Origin of the sequence: Streptomyces sp. NPDC059851 (genome assembly GCF_042732005.1) — a bacterium.
Lineage (GTDB): Bacteria > Actinomycetota > Actinomycetes > Streptomycetales > Streptomycetaceae > Streptomyces.
This window is the reverse complement of sequence record NZ_JBHWJJ010000028.1, coordinates 1-23,412: the sequence shown is the minus strand read 5'-3', so window position 1 is coordinate 23,412 and position 23,412 is coordinate 1. Positions and strand designations below refer to the sequence as shown.

The 23,412-nt window shown below is 71.1% G+C and carries 24 protein-coding genes and 1 rRNA gene; 14 read left to right on the top strand and 11 right to left on the bottom strand.

The genetic code is table 11. The annotated features are described in order from the left end of the window. Window positions 1-236: 236 nt before the first annotated feature. From pstS to pstB, 4 genes are all read left to right on the top strand, one after another. The gene (gene pstS / locus ACFV7Q_RS12825) at window positions 237-1,370 is read left to right on the top strand and encodes a phosphate ABC transporter substrate-binding protein PstS (protein WP_385427496.1); all 1,134 of its coding nucleotides are present in this window, start codon (window positions 237-239) and stop codon (window positions 1,368-1,370) included. 127 nt (window positions 1,371-1,497) lie between these two features. Further along, window positions 1,498-2,487 (top strand): phosphate ABC transporter permease subunit PstC, encoded by a 990-nt coding sequence (pstC, locus tag ACFV7Q_RS12820; RefSeq protein WP_385427494.1) that lies wholly within the window; start codon window positions 1,498-1,500, stop codon window positions 2,485-2,487. After that, window positions 2,487-3,566, top strand: a complete 1,080-nt coding sequence (pstA, locus tag ACFV7Q_RS12815; RefSeq protein ID WP_385427492.1) for a phosphate ABC transporter permease PstA — start codon at window positions 2,487-2,489, stop codon at window positions 3,564-3,566. The genes pstC and pstA overlap by 1 nt, the downstream gene beginning before the upstream one ends. A 29-nt stretch (window positions 3,567-3,595) precedes the next feature. Then, window positions 3,596-4,372, top strand: coding sequence for a phosphate ABC transporter ATP-binding protein PstB (gene pstB / locus ACFV7Q_RS12810; protein ID WP_385427489.1), 777 nt, complete (start codon window positions 3,596-3,598; stop codon window positions 4,370-4,372). 141 nt (window positions 4,373-4,513) lie between these two features. Here the strand turns inward: pstB and ACFV7Q_RS12805 are convergent, their stop codons facing one another. Beyond that, window positions 4,514-5,512: an anion permease gene (locus ACFV7Q_RS12805; protein WP_385427486.1), complete on the bottom strand. Its 999-nt coding sequence runs from the start codon at window positions 5,510-5,512 to the stop codon at window positions 4,514-4,516. 5 nt (window positions 5,513-5,517) lie between these two features. Then, window positions 5,518-6,138, bottom strand: coding sequence for a DUF47 domain-containing protein (locus ACFV7Q_RS12800; RefSeq protein ID WP_385427483.1), 621 nt, complete (start codon window positions 6,136-6,138; stop codon window positions 5,518-5,520). A gap of 194 nt (window positions 6,139-6,332) precedes the next feature. Between ACFV7Q_RS12800 and ACFV7Q_RS12795 the strand changes: the two genes are divergently transcribed. After that, on the top strand, window positions 6,333-6,680 hold the full coding sequence (locus ACFV7Q_RS12795; RefSeq protein WP_385427480.1) for a metal-sensitive transcriptional regulator: 348 nt from the start codon (window positions 6,333-6,335) through the stop codon (window positions 6,678-6,680). A gap of 194 nt (window positions 6,681-6,874) precedes the next feature. Here the strand turns inward: ACFV7Q_RS12795 and ACFV7Q_RS12790 are convergent, their stop codons facing one another. Together ACFV7Q_RS12790 and ACFV7Q_RS12785 are read right to left on the bottom strand one after the other, a co-directional pair. Continuing rightward, entirely contained in the window at window positions 6,875-7,027 is a 153-nt protein-coding gene (locus ACFV7Q_RS12790; protein ID WP_385427623.1) for a hypothetical protein, read from the bottom strand. Between the two features lie 153 nt (window positions 7,028-7,180). Then, window positions 7,181-8,017, bottom strand: coding sequence for a hypothetical protein (locus ACFV7Q_RS12785; protein WP_385427477.1), 837 nt, complete (start codon window positions 8,015-8,017; stop codon window positions 7,181-7,183). A gap of 143 nt (window positions 8,018-8,160) precedes the next feature. On the opposite strand from ACFV7Q_RS12785, the gene ACFV7Q_RS12780 reads away from it, so the two are divergent. Beyond that, window positions 8,161-8,394 (top strand): hypothetical protein, encoded by a 234-nt coding sequence (locus ACFV7Q_RS12780; RefSeq protein ID WP_385427475.1) that lies wholly within the window; start codon window positions 8,161-8,163, stop codon window positions 8,392-8,394. Between the two features lie 105 nt (window positions 8,395-8,499). Next, on the top strand, window positions 8,500-8,754 hold the full coding sequence (locus ACFV7Q_RS12775) for a hypothetical protein (protein WP_385427473.1): 255 nt from the start codon (window positions 8,500-8,502) through the stop codon (window positions 8,752-8,754). Window positions 8,755-8,966: 212 nt separating this feature from the next. Here the strand turns inward: ACFV7Q_RS12775 and ACFV7Q_RS12770 are convergent, their stop codons facing one another. The 4 genes from ACFV7Q_RS12770 to ACFV7Q_RS12755 all read right to left on the bottom strand — a co-directional run bounded on the left by ACFV7Q_RS12770 (window position 8,967) and on the right by ACFV7Q_RS12755 (window position 13,508). Next, window positions 8,967-9,677 carry a phosphatase PAP2 family protein gene (locus ACFV7Q_RS12770; RefSeq protein WP_385427470.1) on the bottom strand — a complete coding sequence of 237 codons (711 nt, stop codon included), beginning with the start codon at window positions 9,675-9,677 and terminating at the stop codon, window positions 8,967-8,969. A 204-nt stretch (window positions 9,678-9,881) separates the two neighbouring features. Then, window positions 9,882-10,901, bottom strand: a complete 1,020-nt coding sequence (locus tag ACFV7Q_RS12765) for an NlpC/P60 family protein (protein ID WP_385427468.1) — start codon at window positions 10,899-10,901, stop codon at window positions 9,882-9,884. Between the two features lie 58 nt (window positions 10,902-10,959). After that, a complete protein-coding gene (locus ACFV7Q_RS12760; RefSeq protein WP_385427466.1) occupies window positions 10,960-12,675 on the bottom strand; it encodes a serine/threonine-protein kinase in 1,716 nt (571 codons plus the stop codon). Between the two features lie 47 nt (window positions 12,676-12,722). Continuing rightward, window positions 12,723-13,508 carry a thioesterase family protein gene (locus ACFV7Q_RS12755; protein ID WP_385427464.1) on the bottom strand — a complete coding sequence of 262 codons (786 nt, stop codon included), beginning with the start codon at window positions 13,506-13,508 and terminating at the stop codon, window positions 12,723-12,725. Between the two features lie 146 nt (window positions 13,509-13,654). Between ACFV7Q_RS12755 and ACFV7Q_RS12750 the strand changes: the two genes are divergently transcribed. After that, entirely contained in the window at window positions 13,655-14,491 is an 837-nt protein-coding gene (locus ACFV7Q_RS12750; RefSeq protein ID WP_385427462.1) for a pentapeptide repeat-containing protein, read from the top strand. Between the two features lie 78 nt (window positions 14,492-14,569). Here the strand turns inward: ACFV7Q_RS12750 and ACFV7Q_RS12745 are convergent, their stop codons facing one another. Then, the gene (locus tag ACFV7Q_RS12745; RefSeq protein ID WP_385427459.1) at window positions 14,570-15,013 is read right to left on the bottom strand and encodes a hypothetical protein; all 444 of its coding nucleotides are present in this window, start codon (window positions 15,011-15,013) and stop codon (window positions 14,570-14,572) included. A gap of 366 nt (window positions 15,014-15,379) precedes the next feature. Between ACFV7Q_RS12745 and ACFV7Q_RS12740 the strand changes: the two genes are divergently transcribed. The 6 genes from ACFV7Q_RS12740 (at window position 15,380) to ACFV7Q_RS12715 (ending at window position 22,453) form a co-directional block, all read left to right on the top strand. Then, on the top strand, window positions 15,380-15,688 hold the full coding sequence (locus ACFV7Q_RS12740) for a hypothetical protein (protein WP_042818271.1): 309 nt from the start codon (window positions 15,380-15,382) through the stop codon (window positions 15,686-15,688). Between the two features lie 102 nt (window positions 15,689-15,790). Then, on the top strand, window positions 15,791-16,621 hold the full coding sequence (locus tag ACFV7Q_RS12735; RefSeq protein WP_385427456.1) for a hypothetical protein: 831 nt from the start codon (window positions 15,791-15,793) through the stop codon (window positions 16,619-16,621). After that, window positions 16,611-17,939, top strand: a complete 1,329-nt coding sequence (locus ACFV7Q_RS12730; RefSeq protein ID WP_385427453.1) for a hypothetical protein — start codon at window positions 16,611-16,613, stop codon at window positions 17,937-17,939. The genes ACFV7Q_RS12735 and ACFV7Q_RS12730 overlap by 11 nt, the downstream gene beginning before the upstream one ends. Beyond that, complete coding sequence (locus ACFV7Q_RS12725; protein WP_385427451.1) at window positions 17,936-19,495, top strand: SCO6880 family protein; 1,560 nt, start codon at window positions 17,936-17,938, stop codon at window positions 19,493-19,495. Before ACFV7Q_RS12730 ends, ACFV7Q_RS12725 begins: the two co-directional genes overlap by 4 nt. Window positions 19,496-19,514: 19 nt before the next feature. After that, a complete protein-coding gene (locus ACFV7Q_RS12720) occupies window positions 19,515-20,933 on the top strand; it encodes an ATP-binding protein (protein WP_385427448.1) in 1,419 nt (472 codons plus the stop codon). Next, complete coding sequence (locus tag ACFV7Q_RS12715) at window positions 20,930-22,453, top strand: type VI secretion protein (protein ID WP_385427445.1); 1,524 nt, start codon at window positions 20,930-20,932, stop codon at window positions 22,451-22,453. The genes ACFV7Q_RS12720 and ACFV7Q_RS12715 overlap by 4 nt, the downstream gene beginning before the upstream one ends. On the opposite strand, the gene ACFV7Q_RS12710 is transcribed toward ACFV7Q_RS12715, so the two are convergent. Next, window positions 22,450-23,013: a GNAT family N-acetyltransferase gene (locus ACFV7Q_RS12710; protein ID WP_385427443.1), complete on the bottom strand. Its 564-nt coding sequence runs from the start codon at window positions 23,011-23,013 to the stop codon at window positions 22,450-22,452. The genes ACFV7Q_RS12715 and ACFV7Q_RS12710 overlap by 4 nt on opposite strands. A gap of 152 nt (window positions 23,014-23,165) precedes the next feature. Then, window positions 23,166-23,282: ribosomal RNA gene (gene rrf, locus ACFV7Q_RS12705) — 5S ribosomal RNA — on the bottom strand. Window positions 23,283-23,412: the final 130 nt, after the last annotated feature.

Sequence of the window (23,412 nt, the reverse complement as noted above, 5' to 3'; positions counted from 1 at the left end):
GACGGTCCGGACCGCCCGTCGCACCGCCCCCGCGGACCGCACCCGGCCGTCCGTCGAGGTTCACCCGTCGTTCACCTTCCCCCGTCGATCGCTTCACCTGTTCTGCCTAATTTCGATGGCGTACAGAGCGCGCCGCTGGCCGGATCTTGCGGTTACCTCTCCCTGACGATGTCCTCTTCGCACGCCGCCCCGACTACCGAAAGCGGCCGGCGGCTTCTGGAAGGAACACCCGAAAAGTGAAGCTTCAGCGCAAGAACATGCTTCGTGCCTCCGCCCTCGGCGCGCTTGTCGTGTCCGGCGCCCTGGTCCTCACGGCGTGCGGCTCGGACGACAACACCAACAACGGCGGCGCCAGCGGCAAGCCGTCCGTCGCGGCCGGCGACATCAAGTGCGGGGACGCCAAGGGCAAGCTGCTCGCCTCCGGCTCCTCGGCGCAGAAGAACGCCGTGGACCTGTGGGTCAAGAACTACATGGCCGCCTGCCAGGGCGTCGAGGTCAACTACAAGTCCTCCTCCTCCGGTGAGGGCATCGTCGCCTTCAACCAGGGCAGCGTCGGCTTCGCCGGCTCGGACTCCGCGCTGAAGCCCGAGCAGGTCGAGGAGTCGAAGAAGATCTGCACCGGCGGCCAGGGCATCAACCTGCCGATGGTCGGCGGCCCGATCGCCATCGGCTTCAACGTCGCCGGCGTCGACAAGCTGGCGCTCGACGCCCCCACCCTCGCGAACATCTTCAACGACAAGATCAAGAAGTGGGACGACGAGGCGATCAAGAAGCTGAACCCCGGCGTCAACCTGCCGTCCACCGCGATCCAGGCCTTCCACCGTTCCGAGGACTCCGGCACCACCGAGAACCTCGGCAAGTACCTGAAGGCCGCCGCCCCTGACGCCTGGACCTACGAAGCCTCCAAGAAGTGGCCGGCCCCCGGCGGCCAGGGCGCGTCCAACTCCTCCGGTGTCGCCTCCCAGGTGAAGACCGTCGACGGCGCGATCGGCTACTTCGAGCTCTCCTACGCCAGCTCGCAGAACATCAAGACCGTCGACATCAACACCGGCGCCTCGGCCCCGGTCAAGGCCTCCGCCGACAGCGCCTCCAAGGCCATCGCCGCCGCCAAGGTCGCCGGCACCGGCTCCGACCTGGCGCTGAAGCTCGACTACGCGACCAAGGCCGAGGGCGCCTACCCGATCGTCCTGGTCACCTACGAGGTCGTCTGCGACAAGGGCAACAAGGCCGAGACCCTGCCGACCGTGAAGTCCTTCCTCGGCTACGCCGCCTCCGACGCCGGCCAGAAGATCCTTTCCGACAACGGCTACGCCCCGATCCCGGCCGAGATCAACACCAAGGTCCGCGAGGTCATCAACTCGCTGTCCTGAACCCCTGAGCCCCGGACCGCCGGGCGGGTCCACCACCCGCCCGGCGTCGGGGCCCCTCCCCCGCCCCGCGGGGGAATCCGGTGCACCGCCGCCAGGGGGCCCGCCCCCCATCCAGACCGGAAAGACCATGGCTACCACCACACCCACCCACATAGACACGCCTCCGCCTGTCTCCGCGAACGGGAAGTCCACCGGCCACGCCGGTGACAAGATCTTCTCGGGGCTCTCCAAGGGCTCCGGCGTCCTGCTCCTCGTGATCATGGCGTCGATCGCCGCCTTCCTCACCTACCGCGCCTCGATCGCGCTGTCGAAGAACGAGGGCAACTTCCTCACCACCTTCGACTGGAACGCGTCGGCGAACCCTCCTGTCTTCGGCATCGCCGTCCTGCTCTTCGGCACTGTCGTCAGCTCGATCATCGCGATGCTCATCGCGGTTCCGATCGCCGTCGGCATCGCCCTGTTCATCTCGCACTACGCGCCGCGGAAGCTCGCCGGCCCCCTCGCCTACGTGATCGACCTGCTGGCTGCCGTGCCGTCGATCATCTACGGCATCTGGGGCGCCCTGTTCCTCGTCCCCTACCTGGGCGGCCTGAACCTCTGGCTGGACGAGTACATGGGCTGGACCTACGTCTTCGACAAGACCCAGGTCGGCGTGGCCCGCTCCCTCTTCACCGTCGGCATCCTGCTCGCGATCATGATCCTGCCGATCGTGACCAGTGTCAGCCGCGAGGTCTTCCTCCAGGTCCCGCGCATGAACGAGGAGGCCGCCCTGGCCCTCGGCGCGACCCGCTGGGAGGTCATCCGCATGTCGGTGCTGCCCTTCGGCCGCTCCGGCGTCATCTCCGCCTCCATGCTCGGCCTCGGTCGCGCGCTCGGCGAGACGATGGCCGTGGCCACCGTCCTCTCCCCGAGCTTCCTGATCTCGGGGCACATCCTGAACCCGGGTGGTGGCACGTTCGCCCAGAACATCGCCGCGAAGTTCGACGAGGCCAACGAGTTCGGCCGGGACGCGCTGATCGCCTCCGGTCTCGTCCTCTTCCTCCTCACCCTGCTGGTCAACGGCGCCGCACGCATGATCATCGCGCGCCGCAAGGAGTACTCGGGGGCGAACGCCTGATGAGCCACGCAATCCAGGACCGCCCCACCCGGGCCGACCGGTCCCCCTCCCCCAGTGGCCTCACCCGGGGCGGCCTGCCCCGCTGGGCTCCCGCCGGCATCGCGGTGCTCTCCGCCGTCCTCGGCTCCGGCATCGGCCTCGCCTTCGACCTCCAGAGCAAGATCCAGTGGGGCCTGATCGCGGCCCTGCTGTTCGTCGGCATCACCTACGGCGCCAGCGCTGTCATCGAGAACCGCCGCCAGGCCACGGACCGCGTGGCGACCTCTGCCGTCTGGCTCTGCTTCCTGCTCGCGGTCGTCCCGCTGCTGTCGCTGATCTGGACCACCGTCAGCCGCGGCCTGAAGGTCCTCGACGGCAACTTCCTCAGCCACTCGATGAACGGCGTGACCAGTTTCGAGGCCGGTGGCGGCGTCTACCACGCCCTCCTCGGCACCATCGAGCAGATCGCGCTGGCCACCCTGATCGCCGCCCCGATCGGCCTGCTGACCGCCGTCTACCTGGTCGAGTACGGCAAGGGCAAGCTCGCCAAGGCCGTCACGTTCTTCGTCGACGTCATGACCGGCATCCCGTCCATCGTCGCGGGCCTGTTCATCCTGACGACCTGGAACCTGATGCTCGGCTTCGGCCCCTCCGGCTTCGCCGGCGCGATGGCCCTGTCGATCCTGATGATGCCCGTCGTGGTCCGCTCCACCGAGGAGATGCTCAAGCTCGTCCCGAACGAGCTGCGCGAGGCCGCCCTCGCCCTCGGCGTGCCGAAGTGGCGCGTGATCCTCAAGGTGGTCCTCCCCACCGCCATCGGCGGCATCGCCACCGGCCTGATGCTGGCCGTCGCGCGCATCGCCGGCGAGACCGCCCCGATCATGCTGCTGGTCTTCGGCTCCCAGCTGATCAACGGGAACCCCTTCGAAGGTGCTCAGTCCTCGCTCCCCCTCTACATCTGGGAGCAGTACAAGGTCGGCAGTGACGCCTCCTACGACCGGGCATGGGCCGCAGCGCTCGTCCTGATCGCCTTCGTCATGATCCTCAATCTGGTGGCCCGCGGCATCGCCCGCTGGAAGGCCCCGAAGACCGGTCGCTGACGCGACCACACGAAAGCGAAGTGACCCTCATGGCCAAGCGAATCGACGTCAGCGGCCTCTCCGCCTTCTACGGCACCCACAAGGCCATCGACGACATCTCGATGACCGTCGAGCCCCGCTCCGTGACCGCCTTCATCGGCCCGTCCGGCTGCGGCAAGTCCACCTTCCTGCGCACCCTCAACCGCATGCACGAGGTCACCCCCGGCGGCCGCGTCGAGGGCAAGGTGCTCCTGGACGACCAGAACCTGTACGGCCCCGGCGTGGACCCGGTCGCGGTCCGCCGCACGGTCGGCATGGTCTTCCAGCGCCCGAACCCCTTCCCCACCATGTCGATCTTCGACAACGTGGCGGCGGGCCTGCGCCTGAACGGCAAGCACAAGAAGTCCGACCTGCCGGACATCGTCGAGCGGTCCCTCAAGGGCGCCAACCTGTGGAACGAGGTCAAGGACCGCCTGAACAAGCCGGGCTCCGGCCTCTCCGGCGGTCAGCAGCAGCGCCTGTGCATCGCCCGCGCCATCGCGGTCGAGCCCCAGGTCCTGCTGATGGACGAGCCCTGCTCGGCCCTCGACCCGATCTCCACCCTCGCCATCGAGGACCTGATCGGCGAGCTGAAGGAGCGCTTCACGATCGTCATCGTGACGCACAACATGCAGCAGGCCGCCCGCGTCTCGGACCGCACCGCGTTCTTCAACCTCGCGGCGGTCGGCCAGCCCGGCAAGCTCATCGAGATCGACGACACGGACCGCATCTTCTCCAACCCGTCCGTCCAGGCGACCGAGGACTACATCTCGGGCCGCTTCGGCTGATCCACGGACCGCGGCTCTGCCGCACGGACGTCCTGCGGTGCTGCATGGCGGTGCCACCGCAAGGCGAAGGGCCGGCTCCCCCTGGGTGGGGGGAGCCGGCCCGATTTTCGTGCTGCCGCCGCGGCCCGCGGGCCCGTACGGCTATCCGACGGCCAGGTTCACGGTCCAGAAGCACAGCGCGGCGACGAGGGCCGCGGCCGGCATGGTGATGAACCAGCCCAGGATGATGTTCTTGGCGACGCCCCAGCGGACCGCGTTGACCCGCTTGGTCGCTCCCACACCCATGATCGCGGAGGTGATCACGTGGGTGGTGGAGATCGGCGCGTGGAACATGTAGGAGGCCGTGTACATGATCGACGCGCCCGTGGTCTCGGCGGCGAAGCCCTGCGGCGGGTCCAACTCGATGATCTTGCGGCCGAGCGTGCGCATGATGCGCCAGCCGCCCGCGTACGTACCGAGCGAGAGCATCACCGCGCACGCCACCTTGACCCATGTCGGGATCGGGGCGCCGGGCTCCTCGATGTCGGCGATGACCAGCGCCATCACCACGATGCCCATGGTCTTCTGGGCGTCCTGCAGACCGTGGCCGAGGGCCATGCCGGCCGCCGAGACGGTCTGCGCGATGCGGAAGCCGCGCTTGGCCTTGTGCGGGTTGGACCGGCGGAACAGCCACATGATCACGACCATGACCAGGTAGCCGACGAGCAGGCCGACGAGCGGGGACAGGAACATCGGAATGACGACCTTGTCCACGACGCCCGACCAGATGACCCCGATCCCGCCGGCCAGTGCCGCGCCCACCATGCCGCCGAACAGGGCGTGCGAGGAGGAGGACGGCAGGCCGAAGTACCAGGTGATCAGGTTCCAGACGATGGCCCCGACCAGCGCGGCGAAGAGGATCCACATCCCCGTCTTGCCCGTCGGGGTCTCGATGAGCCCCTCGCTGACGGTCTTGGCCACGCCGCTGCCCAGGAAGGCGCCGGCGAGGTTCATCACCGCGGCCATCGCGAGGGCGGCGCGCGGCGTCAGCGCCCGGGTCGAGACCGAGGTCGCGATCGCGTTCGCCGAGTCGTGGAAACCGTTGGTGTACGTGAAACCGAGCGCGACACCGATGGTCACGATCAGAGCGAAGGTGTCCACGGGGTTCAGGACTCCTTGACCGCGATGGTCTCCACCGTGTTCGCCACGTGCTCGAACGCGTCGGCGGCCTCTTCGAGCACGTCGACGATCTGCTTGAGCTTCAGCACCTCGATGGCGTCGTAGTTGCCGTTGAAGAGCTGGGCGAGCAGCTTGCGGTGGATCTGGTCGGCCTGGTTCTCGAGGCGGTTGACCTCGATCCAGTACTCGGTCAGGTTGTCCATCGTGCGCAGGTGCGGCATCGCCTCGGCGGTCAGGTCGGCCGCCCGCGCCAGCACCTCGATCTGCTGCTCCACGCCCCTGGGGAGCTCTTCGATGTTGTAGAGGACCACCAGGTCGACGGCCTCCTCCATGAAGTCCATGATGTCGTCGAGCGACGAGGCGAGGGCGTAGATGTCCTCCCGGTCGAACGGCGTGATGAAGGAGGAGTTCAGCTGGTGGAAGATCGCGTGGGTGGCGTCGTCCCCCGCGTGCTCGGCCGCACGCATCCGCTCCGCGATCTCGGCCCGGGCGGAGGGGTCCGCTCCGAGCAGTTCCATCAGGAGCTTCGAGCCCGTGACGATGTTGTCCGCGGATGCGGCGAACATGTCGTAGAAGCTCGTCTCCCTGGGGGTCAGACGAAATCGCACGTGGGGTCCTCGGGGTGCATCGGATTGGTCAGGCTGATGCTAGGCGTATACCCCGGCCACGGCTAACCGGCCATTCATCCGTGTCCTCCATCAGGCACAGTGGGGACCGCGAACCCCCTGCCCGGCCGGGCACGGCCCGCTACCCTATACCCATTGGGGGTATATCCCCCTCGTTCCGGACCACGGGAGGACCCATGACGGCCATCGAGGCGGAAGGCTCCGGAGCCGGCGTCGCCACCGGTACGGCCCCCGGCGCTGCGGTGCACGGGTATCACCACCAGAAGGACGAGCACCTCAAGCGGTTGCGCCGGATCGAGGGGCAGATCCGGGGCCTCCAGCGACTCGTCGACGAGGACGTGTACTGCATCGACATACTCACCCAGGTCTCGGCGAGCACGAAGGCCCTGCAGTCCTTCGCGCTCCAGCTACTGGAGGAGCACCTGCGGCACTGCGTGGCCGACGCGGCCGTCAAGGGCGGGGCGGAGATCGACGCCAAGGTGGAGGAGGCGACGAAGGCGATCGCGCGGCTCCTGCGGACCTGACCGCGCGGGGTGCGCCCCCGGGCGTACGGGGACGTACGGAGGCGAGGCGGAGCGGCAGCCGGCGCGCGCAGCCGGAGGATCACGCCCCTTCCGACCAGCCGGTCCGGGCCGGGACGGGGCCAGCAGGGCCGGGTAGCGAGGGCGGGGCCGGGCAGCGAGGGCGGGCGCCGGGTTCCCGGCCGGAGCGGGCCCGGCTACCGGGCGAGGCCCATCAGGACCTCGTCGATCCGGTCCTGGCTGAGCCGCTCCTCGGCCGCCGCGGAGGCCGCGATGATCAGCTCGCCGCACAGCTCGATCTCGGCGAGCGCCACGTTGTCCTGCACCGTCGTACCGCCAGCGGGAGTCACGCGTGTCACCTCAATCTGCCGCCATCGGACGGGGACGTGGGCCTGCGGTCCCCCAGCGTAGGGAGGGCGGGGCGCTGTGCGCATGACACGGATGGACCATTTCCGGATACCCCGCCATGGCCCGATCGCGCCGCCCCGGGACCGTCCGCCCGACTAGTCGGCGATCTTCCCGGCGTAAATGTCCCTGCTTGCGGGCAATACGACGGTCACCGGGGTCCCGAACCCGTAGAGCAGCGTGGTCGAGGAGACATCGATCACGCCATTGTTGACGTAGGTGAAGCGGTGCCGGACCTTCCGCAGCCGCCCTTGCTCGTCGAGGTAGGCGTCGAACGGCACGGTGTCCTTGCTGAACCCTTTCGCCGCGGCCTCCAGGGCTCCCTTGACCGCAGGGGAGGCGCTTTGCGCGGCCCGCCCGATGTCGGTGGTCCCCTGGTAGTGCCGCACCTTCTCCCCGGCCAGCTCGGTCTCGCCCACGTACCGGACCTCCTGCGCACCGCGCAGCAGCTCGGCCGCGGCCTGCGGGTCCGTCGCCCCGCCGGTGACCAGGTTCCCGTCGGCGAGGGCGGTGGTGTCGACCCGGACCCACTTGTCGGCGGGCACGCCCGCGCCCCGGTTCTTCATGTACAGGGCGCCCGGCACGAGCAGCTCGGTGATGGGCCGGTGCTCCTCCTTACCGGCGGCGTCGGCCGGGAGCATGACCAGGAGCTGGCCCATCCGGTTCTTGAAGTCGACGCCGCCCTCTCCACGGATGGTGACCCGGGTGCCGCCGCTGGCCATCTCCATCGCCGTACGGGCCCGGGCACTGCCCGTCCTGGCCAGCGCGTCCGCGGCAGCGCGGACCGTGGCCGCCGGGTCGGCGGGGGGCCGGTCGTCGCCCGCGGAGGCGGCGCCGCCGCAGCCGCTCATCGCGGCGAGGGTCGCGGCCATGCCGACGGCGAGCACCGCCTCGCCCGCCCGCCCGCGCCGCCGCTCGTGCTGGTGCACCACCATCGCCTGCCAACCCCCAACGCATTACCGCTGATCGACCGAGGCCCCCACCCGCTCCGGATAACGAGGTCCGCGGTTTCCCGTCACGGCCCGCCGCACGGGCCGCCGGGCTCCCGACCGTTCCCGGCCCCCGGTACCTTGGTGGCGTGGATCCGCATACCAAGGCGTCACCCTTCGCCCGGCCCGACGGCGTTGCGCTGCCCCGCCCGGCGGAGGAGGTCCGACCCCCCGCCGGCGACACCCACCCACACACCCACACCACCGACACCATCGAGCGCGGCGCGTTCTGTCTGGCCGTGTGCACCTGCGGTTGGAAGGGACCCGCCCGCCGCTCCCGGGACCTGGCCCGCAAGGACGCGGCCGGGCACGGCACGGAATAGGAATAGCCGCCGGGGGATGCTGCCCGGGCCCGCCGCCGGCCGTTGCGTCGTCCGTTCGGACGCTCCCGGCTGGCCGTGCCGCCCGCGTGCGGATGCGCTGGAGGCATGCCAAGATCCGCACCCCGCCTCGCCGCCCTCCTCTGCGCCCTGCTCATCGCGCTCACCCCGGCCGCCGCGGCCTGGGCCCGGCCGACGGGCACGGCCCGGCCGACGGGCACCGCGGACGGTCCCGCCGATGTGGCCCTGGCCCTCGGGCTGACCGGTGCCGCGGCCTTCGCCACCGGCCTGTGGCTGCGCGCCCGCTACCGCCGTGACGCGGCGTCGGATGCCGGCGCGCGGGCCGAGGGCGGTGACCCGTGACGCCGCGGCCCAGGCCCCGGCCGACGGCGGTGCTGGTGTGCTTCGGGGTGGCGGCGCTGTGCCTACTGGCTGCGGTCCTGATCTCCGTACGGGACGCCTACGGCCACCCCTGAGCCGTGGTGGCGGGCGGGGCGACCCCGTGCGGGCCGCGGGCCGCGCCGCACCCGCCGCACCCGCCGCACCCGCCGCACCCGCCGCACCCGCCCCAACCCTCAGGCGGCGAGGTCCTTGTCGCGGGTACCGGCGTCCGCCGCCTCCCGGTCCGCGAGGTCCACGGGGCAGGGGCGGGCCCGGTGTCCGGCTCGGACCAGCCGGCCCAGCCGCGGGGAACGGGCCACCGCGCGCACCACCGGGGTCAGCAGCGCCATCGCGAGCGGGGCGAGGACGAGGACGACGGCGGTGCCGAGGGCGTAGCCGCCGATGACGTCGGTCGGGTAGTGGACGCCCAAGTAGACGCGGCAGACGCCCTCGACGAGGGCCAGGCCGATCCCGATGAGACCGAACTTGCGGCGCACCAGGAAGAGGCCGACGCCCAGGGCCATGGCGAGGGTGGCGTGGTCACTGACGAAGGAGTAGCCGTGCAGGCCGAACGCCGGTTCGATCACCTGCAGCCCACTGTGCTCGTCGAAGGGACGGGGGCGGGCGACCAGCCGGCGCAGCGGAACGTTCGCGACCAGGGCGAGGGCGGCCGCGAGGGGCGCCCACACCAGTGCCGCGAACGACTCCGCGGCCGAGGCCTCGTCCTGCCGGCGCGCACCGCACCAGCACCACAGCACGAGGAGCACCAGGGCCAGGGGAATGCCGTAGTCGCCGACGAGGGCGACCGCCCGGTCGACGCCCGCCGGGGCATGCCGGGCCAATGCGTTGATGTCGTACAGCAGGCTGACATCCACGTTCGGCCCACCGGTTGCGAGTGCAGCCATGGCGATGCGGCACCTTGCCCTTGTTCGGTTCCCTTCGGGCGCACCCGTGTGTGCGCCCCGCGAACCCCCCCTTGTGATCCATCCCCGTGCTCATGGAACGCCCGTTCTGTCAGCGCGGTTCCACTCTCCACCGAATGATCACGGCAACGTTATCCAAGAGTGATGCGTCACCGCAGCTCAGGGCCATGGCCTGACTCGGCGTCATCAGGGCGCTGTGGCCCCGGCAGTGCGGTCCGGAAGCGCCTCGGCGCCGTCCCTGGTGACCCTGGTCGCACCGAAGTAGTCGGGCGTGTCGATCTTGTCGAAGCGGATCACCGCGCCGGTGTACGGGGCATTGATCATGTAACCGCCGCCCACGTAGAGCCCGACGTGCCGGATCTCCCGCGAGTTCGTCAGATCGTCGGAGAAGAACACCAGGTCACCGGGGAGCAGCTCGTTCCTCGACGGATGGGGTCCGGCGTTGTACTGGTCGTTCGCGACGCGCGGCAGCGTGATCCCCACCGACTCGTACGCCGCCTTGGTCAGCCCCGAGCAGTCGAACCGCCCGTCCTGGTCGGGCGTCCCGTTGCCGCCCCACAGGTACGGGGTCCCCAGCTGCTTCTGCGCGAAGTAGATGGCCCCGGCCGCCTGCTGGGAGGGCGCGACGCGCCCGACCGGCTTCTCGAAGCTCTTGGCGAGGGTCGTGATGGCCTTCACGTAGCCCTGCGTCTCGCGGTACGGGGGTACGCCCTGGTGCTTGAGCACCGCGCCCGGGCCTGCGTTGTAGGCCGCGAGCATGTTGCCGACGGGGTCCCCGGGGACGTTCTTCACGTCCTTGGCGAGCGTACAGTCGTACGAAGCCGCGGACGGGATCGCATCATTGGGGTCCCAGATGTCGCGGTCGCCGTCACCGTCCCCGTCGATGCCGTGCGTCGCCCACGTACCGGGGATGAACTGGGCGATGCCGCGGGCATCGGCCGGGCTGACGATCGTGGGGTTCCAGCCGCTCTCCGAGTACAGCTGCGCCGCCAGGATGGCCGGGGAGAGGGTGGGGCACAGCACGCCCCACTTCTGCACCAACGCCTGGTACTTCGCCGGCACCGCCCCCTTGGTCAGGCCCAGGGCACGGCCCCCGCCGCCGGCCGCGATGCCGGCGGCCGCCGAATACGTGCCGACCAAGAGGAGCGCGACGAAGCACAGGCACACCCCGAAGCCGATCCCGCCGATCACCCAGAATCTGCGCACCCGTCAACCCTCCCCCATCGAGCAGACATTCACAGGGATTCACCAGTACGTGTCGGAATCATCCCTTTTGCGGACCTGAGTCGAAGCCGTCGCACACCACGCTCTTGTGTTGGGTATCCGAGACGGCGTGCCGGAACACCACCGTCCACCCACCCGGATCCTGCGCCAGCGGCGGCGCCGGCACCCGCTTGCCGTCCAGCTCCATGGAGAAGTCGTCGGGGTAGAGGGCGTACTTCCACTCCGTCTCGTCGCCCTCGTACAGGTCGCGCGCCTTGGCCGTGAAGCCGAGCTGGCGGTTGTCGGTCACCGCCGTGGACCGGCCGCTCGCGTCGACCTCGTGCTGCGGCTTCACCACGAGGGCCACGTAGTACGGCGGCGCGTCAGGGAGCGGGAACTTCAGCCGGTAGCCGATCCGTACCTGGCCGGGCGCCAGCTCTTTCAGGTGGTCCTCCTCGGCGGTGGTGACCGAAGTCTGGAAGTTCGCCAGGCCCGGCTCCTCCGCGACCGGGTTGTGGCACTGCTTCAGGATCGGGTTGTAGTCGTCCAGGTTCGGGGCCGTCTGCTTGATGAAGACGGGCGGCCCCGCCGGCGACTGCGCCGCCGCGGACGGGGCGGCCGACCCCTGGCCGGACGGCGACTGCCCCCCGGTCGCCTGCCCCGACGGGCCCTGCGCCGACGGGCCCTGCGCCGACGGGCCGGAGGCCTTGCCGTCCCGCCCACCACCACCGCCGCCGAGCGGCGTCAGCTGCCACAGCGCCACACCGCCCACCACGGCCAGCGCAGCACCAGCGGCCACCCAGCCGGCCGCCCGCCGCCCACCGCGAGGCTGCGGCGCGGGCACGGTGCCACCCGCGTGCGCGGTCGGCACGTACCCGTACGGCACCGCCCCCGGGCCCTGCGTCCGCATCTCGTGCAGCGGTACCGCCTCACCCAGCATCCCCAACCCGACGTACACCGGATCGTCGACCAGCGCGTCCCGTACCGCGCACCGCTCCACGACCTCCGCCAGCCCGGGCCGGGCCGCGGGGTCCTTCGCCACGCAGGCCTCGATCAGGGCCGCCAGCTCCGGCTCCACCCCGGCCACGTCCACCGGCTCGTGCACCGCCCGGTAGCTCACGGTGGTCGCCACACCCGTACCGAACGGCGGCCGACCGGTCGCCGCGTACGCCAGCGTCGCCCCCAGCGCGAACACGTCCGCCGCCGGCCCCGCCTCCGCGCCGAGCAGCACCTCCGGCGCCGTGTACCCCGGCGTGCCCGGCGCCTGGCCGTCCTGGGTCAGCGCCGTCTCCCCGACGCCCCGCGCGATCCCGAAGTCGATGAGCTGCGGCCCCTGCCCGCCCAGGACCACGTTCTGCGGCTTGAAGTCCCGGTGCGTCACCCCGTACGCGTGGACGCTCGCCAGCCCCTCCGCGAGCGCCGCGAAGAGCCGGCGGCAGGTGTCCGCGGGCAGCGCACCGCGCTGCGCCACGGCACGGGCCAGCGTCGGGCCGGCCACGTACTCCGTCGCCAGCCAGAACGGCGCCGCCGCCAGCGAGGCGTCGATCAGGTTCGCCGTGTACGCCGACCGCACCGCCCGTACCGTCTCGGCCTCGCGCCGGAACCGCGCCAGCGCCTCCGGATGTCCGACGATCTCGTCCCGGATCACCTTCACGGCCACCAGGCGCCCGCCGGGCGAACGCGCCAGGTACACCTGCCCCATTCCGCCGGCACCGAGCCGGGCCAGCAGGGCGTGCGCTCCGATGCAGGCGGGATCGAGGTCTCTCAGGGGCTCCATTCGCACGAGACTGCCACACCGACTTCCCCGCCCCCCAACGGGGTTGACTAGGGACGCGGCGCGACGAAAAGGCTCTGCGCGCCCCGCCCCACGGGCCCCTTCTCGTCGTGCAGCACGGCGTCCGCCAGACCGATCCCGGCCGCGTCCACGCTCGTACGGGCCTCCACGCACACCCACTCGCCCGCCGGGTGCCGGTGCAGATGGACCGTCAGGTCGCCGTTGACGAAGAGGTACCGGCCGAAGTCCACCACCGCACTGATCCCGTTCCCGGAATCCGCGGCCACCAGGACCCGGTCCAGCGGCCTGGTCCCCTCCTCCGCGATCAGCGGCACCTTCATCCGCATCCAGCAGGTCCCCGGCCCCGGCTCGGTGAAGGCACCCTCGGTGAACCGGGTCTCCACCGCCGCGTGGTAGCCCATGTCCCACGGCACCGGGAAGAACGGCGTCACCCCCACCTCCCCCGGCGGCGGCAGCTGCGGCCCCGGCGCCACCGCCGGCACCGCCTCCGCGGCCACCCGGATCCGCAGCGCACGCGCCAACATCACCGGCTCCGCGGCCCCCTCCGGGTACAGGGCGGCCTCCACCAGCTCGGTGCTGCGCCCGGCCCGGAGCACGCTCGTGGTGATCCGCACGGGGCCGATCGGCACCGGGCGCAGGATCTCGTACGTGATCCGCGCGATCCGCATGTCCGTGCGGGCCCCCGGCCGCTCCTCCACCGCCCGGCCGAGCAGCGCGGCCGGCGGCCCGGCGTGCTGCGCGGCCGGGTCCCACGGCCCGCGCGTGTACTCGGTGGCCTGGAACCGCTCCGCATCGATCCGCTCGAAGAACGCCATGCCCCCGGACGCTACCCGCGGGTAACCGCCGCCGCCAGGCCCCGGCGGCCGAAACCCGGGCACCCCCGGGCTCCGGAGCCCGGGCCCCGGAGCCCGAGCCCCCGCCCCGGCCACGGCGCCCCTCCCGAACGGGGGACAATGGGGCCGTGTCCGACAGCACCACCGGTTCCGCCGCCCCCGCCGCCACCCCCGACCTGCACGCCGACTGCGCCAGCTGCTTCGCGCTGTGCTGCGTCGCCCTGCCCTTCGCCAAGTCCCACGACTTCGCGGTGAACAAGGCCGCCGGCTCCCCCTGCAAGAACCTCCGGCAGGACTTCCGCTGCGGCATCCACACCCAGCTGCGCAGCAAGGGCTTCCAGGGCTGCACCACGTTCGACTGCTTCGGCGCCGGACAGCAGGTCTCCCAGGTCACCTTCGGCGGCCGTGACTGGCGTACGCACCCGGGCACCGCCGCCCGCATGTTCGAAACCTTCCCCGTCATGCGGCAGCTGCACGAGCTGCTCTTCTACGTCACCGAGGCACTCGCCCGCCCCGCCGCCCGCCCGGTCCACCCCGAGCTCCGCCAGGCCCTGGAGGAAACCTCCCGATGGGCCGCCGCGGACGCCGAGGCACTGGCCGGGCTGGACGTCGGCGCCCTGCGGCAGCAGATCAACACCCTGCTGCTGAAAACGAGCGAGCTCGTCCGCGCCAAGGCCCCCGGCCGCAGGAAGAACCACCGCGGCGCCGACCTCATGGGAGCCCGCCTGGCCGGCACCGACCTCCGCGGCGCCAACCTGCGCGGCGCCTACCTGATCGCCGCCGACCTCGGCCGGGCCGACCTCCGGCTCGCCGACCTGATCGGCGCCGACTTCCGCGACACCGACCTGCGCGGCGCCGACCTGCGTGACGCCCTCTTCCTCACCCAGGCCCAGCTGAACGCCGCCCGGGGCGACGCCCACACCAAGATCCCGCCCACCCTCACCCGCCCCGCCCACTGGGCCTGACCGGCAAGCCGCTCGCCATCGCCGGGCGCCCCCGAGGCCGTACGCCGCCCTATCACCCCGAGGGCGGACGCCGCCCCATCACCCCGCGGCCGGCGCCCCCAGCGGCCCCAGCCTGTCCTCGACCCGCTGCCGCAGCAGCAGGTACTCCTCCCAGCGCCTAGGCAGCGGCCCCTTCGGCCGCGGCCCCATCAGCCGCCCTTCCGTCACCACCTGACCCCGCCGGAACTGCCCCCTCGTCAGGTCCACGGGTATACCGCCCGGCAGCATGTTCCAGGTGTGGAAGCCGTGCTGCTCACCGTCCAGCCACACCTCCCCGACCAGCAGCCCGCCCCCCAGCAGGTCCTGCACCACGAGCGCAGTGATGTCGCAGTGCCCCCACGCCGGGTTGTCGGTGCTCCAGGGCTCGCGCTCCACGTCATCCGGCGAACAGGTCTCCGCGGACCAGCCGGCCCGAACGGCCGCCTCGATGTCCGTCAGCGTCCAGGGACGGGCAGCGGCGTCAGCACTCTGAGTAGTCGTCACCTTCCCATCGTGCCGGCGGCCACTGACAATTCGCCGCGAGCGGAAGCGCCGGCCCGATGGAACGACTGACGGAACGTCGGACAAACCCCGGCAGTTCGGGCCAACCCCGGCACGGGCCCGCACACTCGCTACGGCGATCATTGCCCGCGGTCACCCCCCGTGATACACAGAGTGACCCCACGTCCTCCCCGACGCCCTCCCATCTCCGCCCAGGTCAGAGCGCCCGAGCGGTCCAAGGAACGGGACATCGGGTAAAGAGAGGCGTCAAGTCGACATACGACGGCGGTTTCATCAGCGAAGATAGAGCGTGACCCCTGCCGTCGGGCACGGGCGACCGGAACTACCCATACAGGGGCGGTGAGTTACATGATCCTGGCAGCTGAAAAGGGCGACATCACCACCATCATCGGCGGAATCGCCCCGAACTGGGGGCCGTTCGGCAGCCTCGGCAATGAAGCGAAGGTCATGATCGAAGTGATCATGGCCGTCGCGATCCTGCTCTGCCTCGGCATCGCCATCTGGGGCGCGGCCAAGCAGCGGATCGGCGCCACCGCCCTCCGCGACACGTTCAGCGCCGAGCAGGGCAAGGGCCTGATCGTGGCCGGACTCACCGGAGTCTTCATCATCGGCTCCCTCGGCACGCTGTTCACGATCGTCTACGGCATGGCCGTATAACCGGCTCCGCCCACAGAAACCCGTATCCGAGGACGAACCACCACACCGCATCCACGCGGGACCAGCGCTACCGTCGTACGACGCGGAGGGGGCGGACAGGCAATGAGCAACGACGACCAGTACGGCGGCGGCTACGGCGACGTCGGCGGCACGGGCCAGACCCGCACCCGCCTCCCGGAAACCCCCGCCGACCCGTACGGCGCTCCCCGCCGCACCCCGCGCGCCTCGCGCAGCCTGGTCACGGTGGTCGGTGTGGTGGTCCTCCTGATCGCCGCCATCGCCTTCGCAAACCAGTCCGGCAGCAGCCCCGAACCCCCTTCCGCGAACGCCCAGCCGTCCACCGCAGCCACCGAGCCCACGGGCACCCGCCCGGTGGACGGCAAGAACGCCGGCATCCCCAAGGGCTTCGCCCACGACGAGCAGGGCGCCCAGTCCGCCGCCGCCAACTACGCGGTGGCCCTGGGCTCTGACGGCATGTTCGACTCCGCCCGCAGACGAGCAATCATCCAGGCCGTGTACGTGCCCGACGTGGCCGCCGCACGTCAGGGCGACCTCGACCGCGTCTACACGGATCCGGCCTTCCTGGGCCGCATCGGCCTCGACACCGCCGGCAAGGCCCCCAAGGGAAAGACCTTCATCTCCCGGACGAACCCCGTGGGAACCAAGGTGGAGAAGTACGGCGGCGACACCGCCACGGTGTCGGTCTGGCACTCCACCTTGTTCGGGCTCGCTGGCGAAGGATCACAGAACCCGGTCGCGGAAAGCTGGTACACCAACACCTTCGAGCTCCGCTGGGTCAACGGCGACTGGCGAATCGCCGACTTCACGCAGAAGAGCGGCCCGGCGCCGGTCGGCCAGGACCAGACCGCAGCATCCGCCGAAGAAATGGCCGCCGCCGTGTCGCAGTTCGGGGGACTCACCTATGCGCGCTAGCCGTCCGTACCTGTCGCTCCTCGCCGTCGTCACGGTCGTGCAGACGACAGCCGTGCTCATGGCCACCCGCGCCGTCGCTGCAACACCCACGCCGACGCCGCCGGGCGCCACACCCGCCGCTCCCGGGGCCAGCACCAGCCCCAGTCCGCAAGGCAGTAACAACCCCTGCGACCTGATCCGCGGCCCTGCCAAGGACTACTGCGAGCGCGGCCAAGGCGCAACCACCGGCGGAGCCCCCCGCACCGGCCTCCCCACCGACCCCGCCGACGCCCTCAACCCCCTCGGCTCCCTCGCCAAGGGCTGCGCCGACGCGGCCGCGTGGATCGTCACCGAGCTCAGCAAGGCCGTCAACGGCTCGGCCAACGTCGACTTCACCAACGGGGCCTTCCTCAAGCAGTACGCCATCGTCTTCGCCGCGTCCACGGTCCTCACGCTCGTCCTGTGGCTCCTCGCCGTCGCCAAGCGCGCCATCCGCGGCGTACCCCTGGCCACCGCCCTGTCGGAGGCCATCGGCTTCCTCTGGCTGACCGTCCTCGCCTCCGCCTTCACCCCCCTGATCCTCTACACCGTCGTCTCCGCAACCGACGGCGTCACCGAGGTCATCGCCTCCGCGAGCGGCAGCCAGACCGACGTGTTCTTCGGGTCCTTCATCGAGGCCCTCAAGAAGGGCGATTCCATCGGCGGCGGCCCCATCATGCTGATCGTCGTCTCCCTCGTCACCGTCCTCGCGGCGGGCATCCTCTTCCTGGAGCTCTTCATCCGGGCCGCCCTCCTCTACGTGGGCGCCCTCCTCGGCGTCGTCGTCTACGCCGGCCTCGTCGACCGCAACCTGTGGGGCCACGTCCGCCGCTGGGCCGGCATCATGATCGCCGTCATCCTCGTCAAACCGGTCATCGTCATCGTCCTCGGCCTCGCCGGCGCCCTCGCCGGCGAGAAGGGTCCCAACGCCTTCTCCGCCGTCGTCTCCGGCCTCGCCATCATCCTCCTGGCGATCTTCGCCTCCGCGATGATCTACCGCTTCGTCCCCGGCTTCGGCGACGACATCGCCGCCGCCCGCGCAGGCCGCAGCAAGGCCACCGACGGCGCCCAGGCCGCGGCCGTCATCAGCTCCCCGGCCACCCTCGTGTCCCAGGGCATCAAGGCCCACAGCAGCCGCGGCGCCCACCGCTCCGGCGGCGGCGACAGCGCCCCGCGCCCCGCGAACCCCCTCTCCGGAGGCGTGGCCGCCCACAGCAGCCGCCCCACCGGCGGCGGACCCGCCACTCCCCAGCCCCGTACGAGCTCCAGCACGAGGAACACAGGAGGTGACGGGCGTTGACGGCCCAGTCCCACCAGCTGCACCCGGTCGCACCCCGCCGCACGTACCTCATCGGCCGCGCCCGGCCGAACGCCATCGTCGGCAAGAACCGCGAGAACGGCGAGATCGCCCTGGTCATCGCCGGTGCGTTCCTCGGCATGATGAGCGGGCTCCTCGTCCCCGACCTCACCCTGCGCATCGTCACCCTCGTCGGCTTCCCCCTCCTCGCGCTCGCCGCCGTGTACGTCCCCTACCGCGGCCGCACCTTCTACCGCTGGTACGAGATCAACCGCAGCTACAAGCGGATCCTGCGCCGCGGCACCACCTACCGCTCCGGCGCCATGGAAGCCGGCACCCGCGCCGCCGACGGCCGCGAGGTCGAGATCGGCCCACCCCCCGGCATCGGCCGCATCAGCTGGCTCTCCGCCCCCTTCGGCCCCGACGAGATCGCCGTGCTCCTGCACGCCGACCGCCGCACCGTCACCGCGGCCATCGAGATCGAAGGCCCCGGCGTCGGCCTGCGCGACAGCGAGGACCAAGAAGCCCTCGTCGACCGCTTCGGCACCCTCCTCAAGCACGTCGCCAACGGCGACGGCTTCGTCACCCGCCTGCAGATGCTCGCCCGCACCCTCCCCGCCGACCCCGACGCCCACGCCAAGGACGTCGCCCAGCGCGGCGACCCCACCGCCCCCGTCTGGCTGCGCGACTCCTACGACCAGCTCCAGTCGATGGTCTCCACCTCCTCCGAGCAGCACCGCGCCTACCTCGTCGCCTGCATGCACTACACGCGCGAACTCGCCGCGGAGGCCAACACCATCGCCCGCGCCGACTCCCGCAAGGGCCGCAAGCTCGACCGCGACAGCGGCCTCGCCATCGTCATGGCCCGCGAGCTCACCGACATCTGCGCCCGCCTCGCCGAGGCAGACATCCGCGTGCGCCAGCCCCTGGGCCAGGGCCGTCTCGCCTCCCTCGTCCACTCCATGTACGACCCCGACCACCCCATCGACCACATCCAGGCCATGACCAAGCGCAACGCCTGGCCGGCCGAACTCGACGCCGTCGAGCCCACCTACCTCCAGGCCAAGACCCGCGAGTCCTCCACCCGAGCCCCCTGGTGCCACGCCACCGCCTGGATCAAGGAATGGCCGATGACCCCGGTCGGCGTGAACTTCCTCGCCCCCCTCCTCGTCCACACCCCCGACGTCATCCGCACCGTCGCCGTCACCATGGACCTGGAGCCCACCGAGATCGCCATCGAGCGCATGCTCACCGAGAAGACCAACGACGAGGCCGACGCCTCCCGCGCCGCCAAGATGAACCGCACCGTCGACCCCCGCGACATCGCCGCCCACGGCCGCCTCGACCAAAGAGGTGAAGATCTCGCCAGCGGTGCGGCGGGAGTCAACCTCGTCGGGTACATCACCGTGTCCTCCCGTTCCCCGGAAGCCCTCGCCCGCGACAAGAGGACGATCCGCGCCTCCGCCGGAAAGTCCTACCTGAAGCTGGAATGGTGCGACCGCGAGCACCACCGCGCCTTCGTCAACACCCTGCCGTTCGCCACCGGCATCCGACGCTAGCCGGAGGGAAAGGCCGCCCATGCGAGATCCGCTGTCCACTCTGACGGACGCCTTCACCAGCTTCCTGTTCGGCAGGGTCGAGACCACCCGCCTGCCCGTCCGCACCTCCACCGGGCAGGCCCAAGCCGTCTACCTGCCCACCGCCGCCCCCGGACTCGGGGACTCCGGCGTGATCATCGGCCGCGAGGTCTACAGCGGCAAGGGCTACATCTACGACCCCTTCCAGCTGTACGGCCAGCAGCTCCCCGCACCCCACTGGCTGGTCCTCGGCGAGTCCGGCAACGGCAAGTCCGCCCTGGAGAAGACGTACGTCCTGCGCCAGCTCCGCTTCCGCGACCGCCAGGTCGTCGTCCTCGACGCCCAGGGCGAGGACGGCGTCGGCGAATGGAACCTGATCGCCCAGCAGCTGGGGATAACACCCATCCGCCTCGACCCCATCGCCGCCAACGACGACGGGATCCGCCTCAACCCCCTCGATCCGGCGATCACCACCACCGGCCAGCTCGCCCTGCTGCGCACCATCATCGAGGTGGCGATGGGCCACGGCCTCGACGAGCGCGCCGGCTTCGCCCTGAAGGTCGCCCACGCCTACGTCGTCGACACCATCCGCGACCGCCAGCCCGTCCTGACCGACATCGTGGAGCAGCTGCGCCACCCCGAGGCCGCATCCGCCGAGGCCATGAACGTCGACATAGACGACGTACGGGCCTGGGGCCTCGACGTGGCGCTCGTCCTCGACCGCCTCGTCGACGGCGACCTGCGCGGCATGTTCGACGGCCCCACCACCGTGGGCATCGACCTCGACGCCCCGCTCATCGTCTTCGACCTCTCCCACATCGACCGCAACTCGATCGCGATGCCGATCCTGATGGCGATCGTCGGCGTGTGGCTGGAGCACACCTGGATCCGCCCCGACCGCAAGAAGCGCATCTTCCTCGTCGAAGAGGCCTGGCACATCATCAACAGCCCGTTCGTGGCCCAGCTGTTCCAGCGACTGCTGAAGTTCGGCCGCCGCCTCGGCCTGTCCTTCGTCGCCGTCGTCCACCACCTGTCCGACGTGGTCGACGGCGCCGCCGCCCGCGAGGCCGCAGCCATCCTCAAGATGGCCTCGACCCGAACGATCTACGCCCAGAAGGCCGACGAGGCACGCGCCACCGGCCGCGTCCTCGGACTGCCCCGCTGGGCCGTGGAGATCATCCCGACCCTCACCCCCGGTATCGCCGTCTGGGACGTCAACGGCAACGTCCAGGTGGTCAAACACCTCATCACCGAAGCCGAACGCCCCCTGGTCTACACGGACCGCGCCATGACGGAGTCCTCGACCCCACCCCCGCTCCCCGACGACCTGCTCGCGGCGGAATGGGAGGCGGAACAGCGGGCCCTGCTCACCGAGCGCCACCAGGGCGGCGGACCGGGATCCGCGACCACGGTGGCATGACCATGCACGACAGCGGCACGAGACGTACGACGCCCCCCGCGGCCTCCCGGGGCGGCGTCCCGGACGGGGTCCTGCTCGGCTTCCTCGCCTTCCTCCTCGGCCTGGCCGCCCTCGTGTGGTCCTCCACCGGCCTGGCGGCCCTCTTCTCCCGGGGCTCCTGGCCGGACACCGTCTCGTTCACCCGCACCCCGCAGGCCGTCCGCGCCCTGATAACGCAGCCGCACGACGTGGCCGCCGCCTGGCCGGACACCGACGCCTCGGCCCTCTCGGGATGGGGCCTGTTCTGGGGCCTGTTCGTCGGGCAGCTCCTGGTCCTGTTCGTCCTGACCGTGTTCGTGATCGGCGTCGTCGCCCGTACGAAGGCCCGCCGGGCCATGGCCGCCCGCCCGCACCCGGCAGGGCCGGCCGACCCCGCGGATCCGCTCCGGGCCGCGCCGGTACCCCGGCCGGCCGCGGAGCCACGGCAGAAGACCTCGGAGCCGGTACCCGCGGCGGCGTCGGCCTCTGCCGCACCGCAGCCCGCGGCCGTGCCCCCGCCGGTGGACGAGGCCCACCGCTACGGCTACGCCCCGCCCCGCACCCCGCCCGCGCCCGCGCCGGCTACGGCGCCGCCCCCTGCAGCCGGACTGGTCTACGGCGGCCCGGCCGAACGCCACTGCTTGGCGGCCCAGTACCTGGCCACCGCCGAGGGCGCGGCCCTCGTCGTCACGTCCTCCCCCTCCCTCTGGGAGGAGACCAAGAACGCCCGCGCCAAGCTCGGCCCGGTCCTCCTCTACGACCCGGCGCACCTGTGCGACACCCCGGCCCGCATGCACTGGAACCCGGCCGACGCCTGCGCCGACCGGACCACCGCAGCCGCCCGCGCCGCCGCCCTGCTGGCCCCCGTACGCCCGCGGGCCCGCAGGGACGAGGCCGTGGCCGACACCGCCGAGACCCTCCTGCGGAGCTGGCTCCAGGCGGCCGCCCTGGAGGACCGTCCGTTCAAGCAGCTGCACCGCTGGGTCCTGGGCACGGCCGTTCAGGACCCGGTCCGCATCCTGCGCACCCACCCCGGGGCGGCGCCCGGCGCGGCCGGCGAACTCGAATCCGCCCTGACCGCCCATCCCGAACGCCGCGAACAGGCCCTCCAGCTGACGGCCAGGGCCCTGTCCTGCCTGACGTCGATCCACATCCGCGAGGCGTGCACCCCGAACCGAACGGATGCACTCGCCCTTGCATCGTTCGTGCAGGAGGGGGGCACCCTTTATGTGGTGGGTGAATCCTTGGAAGACCCTCGCACCCACCCGAGTGCGATGCCACTGCTGACCGCACTCGCGTCGAGCGTGGTCGAGCACGGCCGCCGCATGGCCGCACGGTCATCCCACGGCCGGCTCGACCCACCACTGACGCTGGTCCTTGAGGACGTCGCGGCCGTCGCCCCGATCCCCCAGCTCCCCGAGCTCCTCCGGGAGGACCTCCTCCCCCTGGTGGCGCTGTGCCGCAGCCGCGAACAGGCCCGCGCCCGCTGGTCCCCGCTCTAGCCCGCTGCCGGCCGCGCGATGACGTACTCCAGCTCCTGGGACGTCGGATCGCCCGGCTTCGGGATGACGAGCCCGCTCGGCTCGAACCCGAACCGCCGGTAGAAGGCCCCGGCCCGCGCATTGTCCTCGTGCACGAAGAGCCGCACGTGCTCCAACTCCGGCTCCTCCCGCGACCATGCCCATTCCAGCGCGGCCCGGAACAGGGCGTCGGTGATCCCGGTCCCCCGCTGATCGGCCCGCACGAACACGCCGACGACGTGCCCCTGGTTTCGCTGGACGGTCTGCTGCAGGAAGTCGGTGGACCCGACCTGCTCGATGAACAGGGTCACCGATCCGTCCCACCGCCCGTCGGGAGCCTCGGCCACGAACTGCCGCACCCCGCGCCCTTCGGCAGCCCCCCGAGCCCGGTCCTGCCAGAACTCGTCGGGCTTCTCCGCGGCCTCGGCGGCGGTCTCCAGGAACGCCAAGGGGGCCATGGGATCGCTCAATGCGACCAACCGAAGCTCTTTGACCTTCTCCCATTCGTCGGCGCGCACGGGCCGGATCACATGCTGAGTCATGGCCCGGATACAACCACGCACGAAGGCTTCACCGCATCCGGGTATCGGACCGACAAACGTCGCAGCCGTGCCGGCGAATGCAGCCCGTGAACGCAGAAAAGCCCCGCACCGAACCCCCAGAAGGGGCTGGTGCGGGGCTTCCCGCAATGATTGTTCGGCGGCGTCCTACTCTCCCACAGGGTCCCCCCTGCAGTACCATCGGCGCTGAAAGGCTTAGCTTCCGGGTTCGGAATGTAACCGGGCGTTTCCCTAACGCTATGACCACCGAAACACTATGAAGTTGAACTCAAGCCGGACATGGCGAGTTCGTTGCTTCAGAACTAACACAGTGGACGCGAGCAACTGAGGACAAGCCCTCGGCCTATTAGTACCAGTCAGCTCCACCCGTTACCGGGCTTC

Coding starts and splice junctions, on each gene's coding strand:
- pstC (WP_385427494.1), top strand. CDS start 1,498: ATGGCTACCACCACACCCACCCACATAGACACGCCTCCGCCTGTCTCC.
- pstA (WP_385427492.1), top strand. CDS start 2,487: ATGAGCCACGCAATCCAGGACCGCCCCACCCGGGCCGACCGGTCCCCC.
- pstB (WP_385427489.1), top strand. CDS start 3,596: ATGGCCAAGCGAATCGACGTCAGCGGCCTCTCCGCCTTCTACGGCACC.
- ACFV7Q_RS12795 (WP_385427480.1), top strand. CDS start 6,333: ATGACGGCCATCGAGGCGGAAGGCTCCGGAGCCGGCGTCGCCACCGGT.
- ACFV7Q_RS12785 (WP_385427477.1), bottom strand. CDS start 8,017: ATGGTGGTGCACCAGCACGAGCGGCGGCGCGGGCGGGCGGGCGAGGCG.
- ACFV7Q_RS12775 (WP_385427473.1), top strand. CDS start 8,500: ATGCCAAGATCCGCACCCCGCCTCGCCGCCCTCCTCTGCGCCCTGCTC.
- ACFV7Q_RS12770 (WP_385427470.1), bottom strand. CDS start 9,677: ATGGCTGCACTCGCAACCGGTGGGCCGAACGTGGATGTCAGCCTGCTG.
- ACFV7Q_RS12760 (WP_385427466.1), bottom strand. CDS start 12,675: ATGGAGCCCCTGAGAGACCTCGATCCCGCCTGCATCGGAGCGCACGCC.
- ACFV7Q_RS12755 (WP_385427464.1), bottom strand. CDS start 13,508: ATGGCGTTCTTCGAGCGGATCGATGCGGAGCGGTTCCAGGCCACCGAG.
- ACFV7Q_RS12740 (WP_042818271.1), top strand. CDS start 15,380: ATGATCCTGGCAGCTGAAAAGGGCGACATCACCACCATCATCGGCGGA.
- ACFV7Q_RS12735 (WP_385427456.1), top strand. CDS start 15,791: ATGAGCAACGACGACCAGTACGGCGGCGGCTACGGCGACGTCGGCGGC.
- ACFV7Q_RS12730 (WP_385427453.1), top strand. CDS start 16,611: ATGCGCGCTAGCCGTCCGTACCTGTCGCTCCTCGCCGTCGTCACGGTC.
- ACFV7Q_RS12720 (WP_385427448.1), top strand. CDS start 19,515: ATGCGAGATCCGCTGTCCACTCTGACGGACGCCTTCACCAGCTTCCTG.
- ACFV7Q_RS12715 (WP_385427445.1), top strand. CDS start 20,930: ATGACCATGCACGACAGCGGCACGAGACGTACGACGCCCCCCGCGGCC.
- ACFV7Q_RS12710 (WP_385427443.1), bottom strand. CDS start 23,013: ATGACTCAGCATGTGATCCGGCCCGTGCGCGCCGACGAATGGGAGAAG.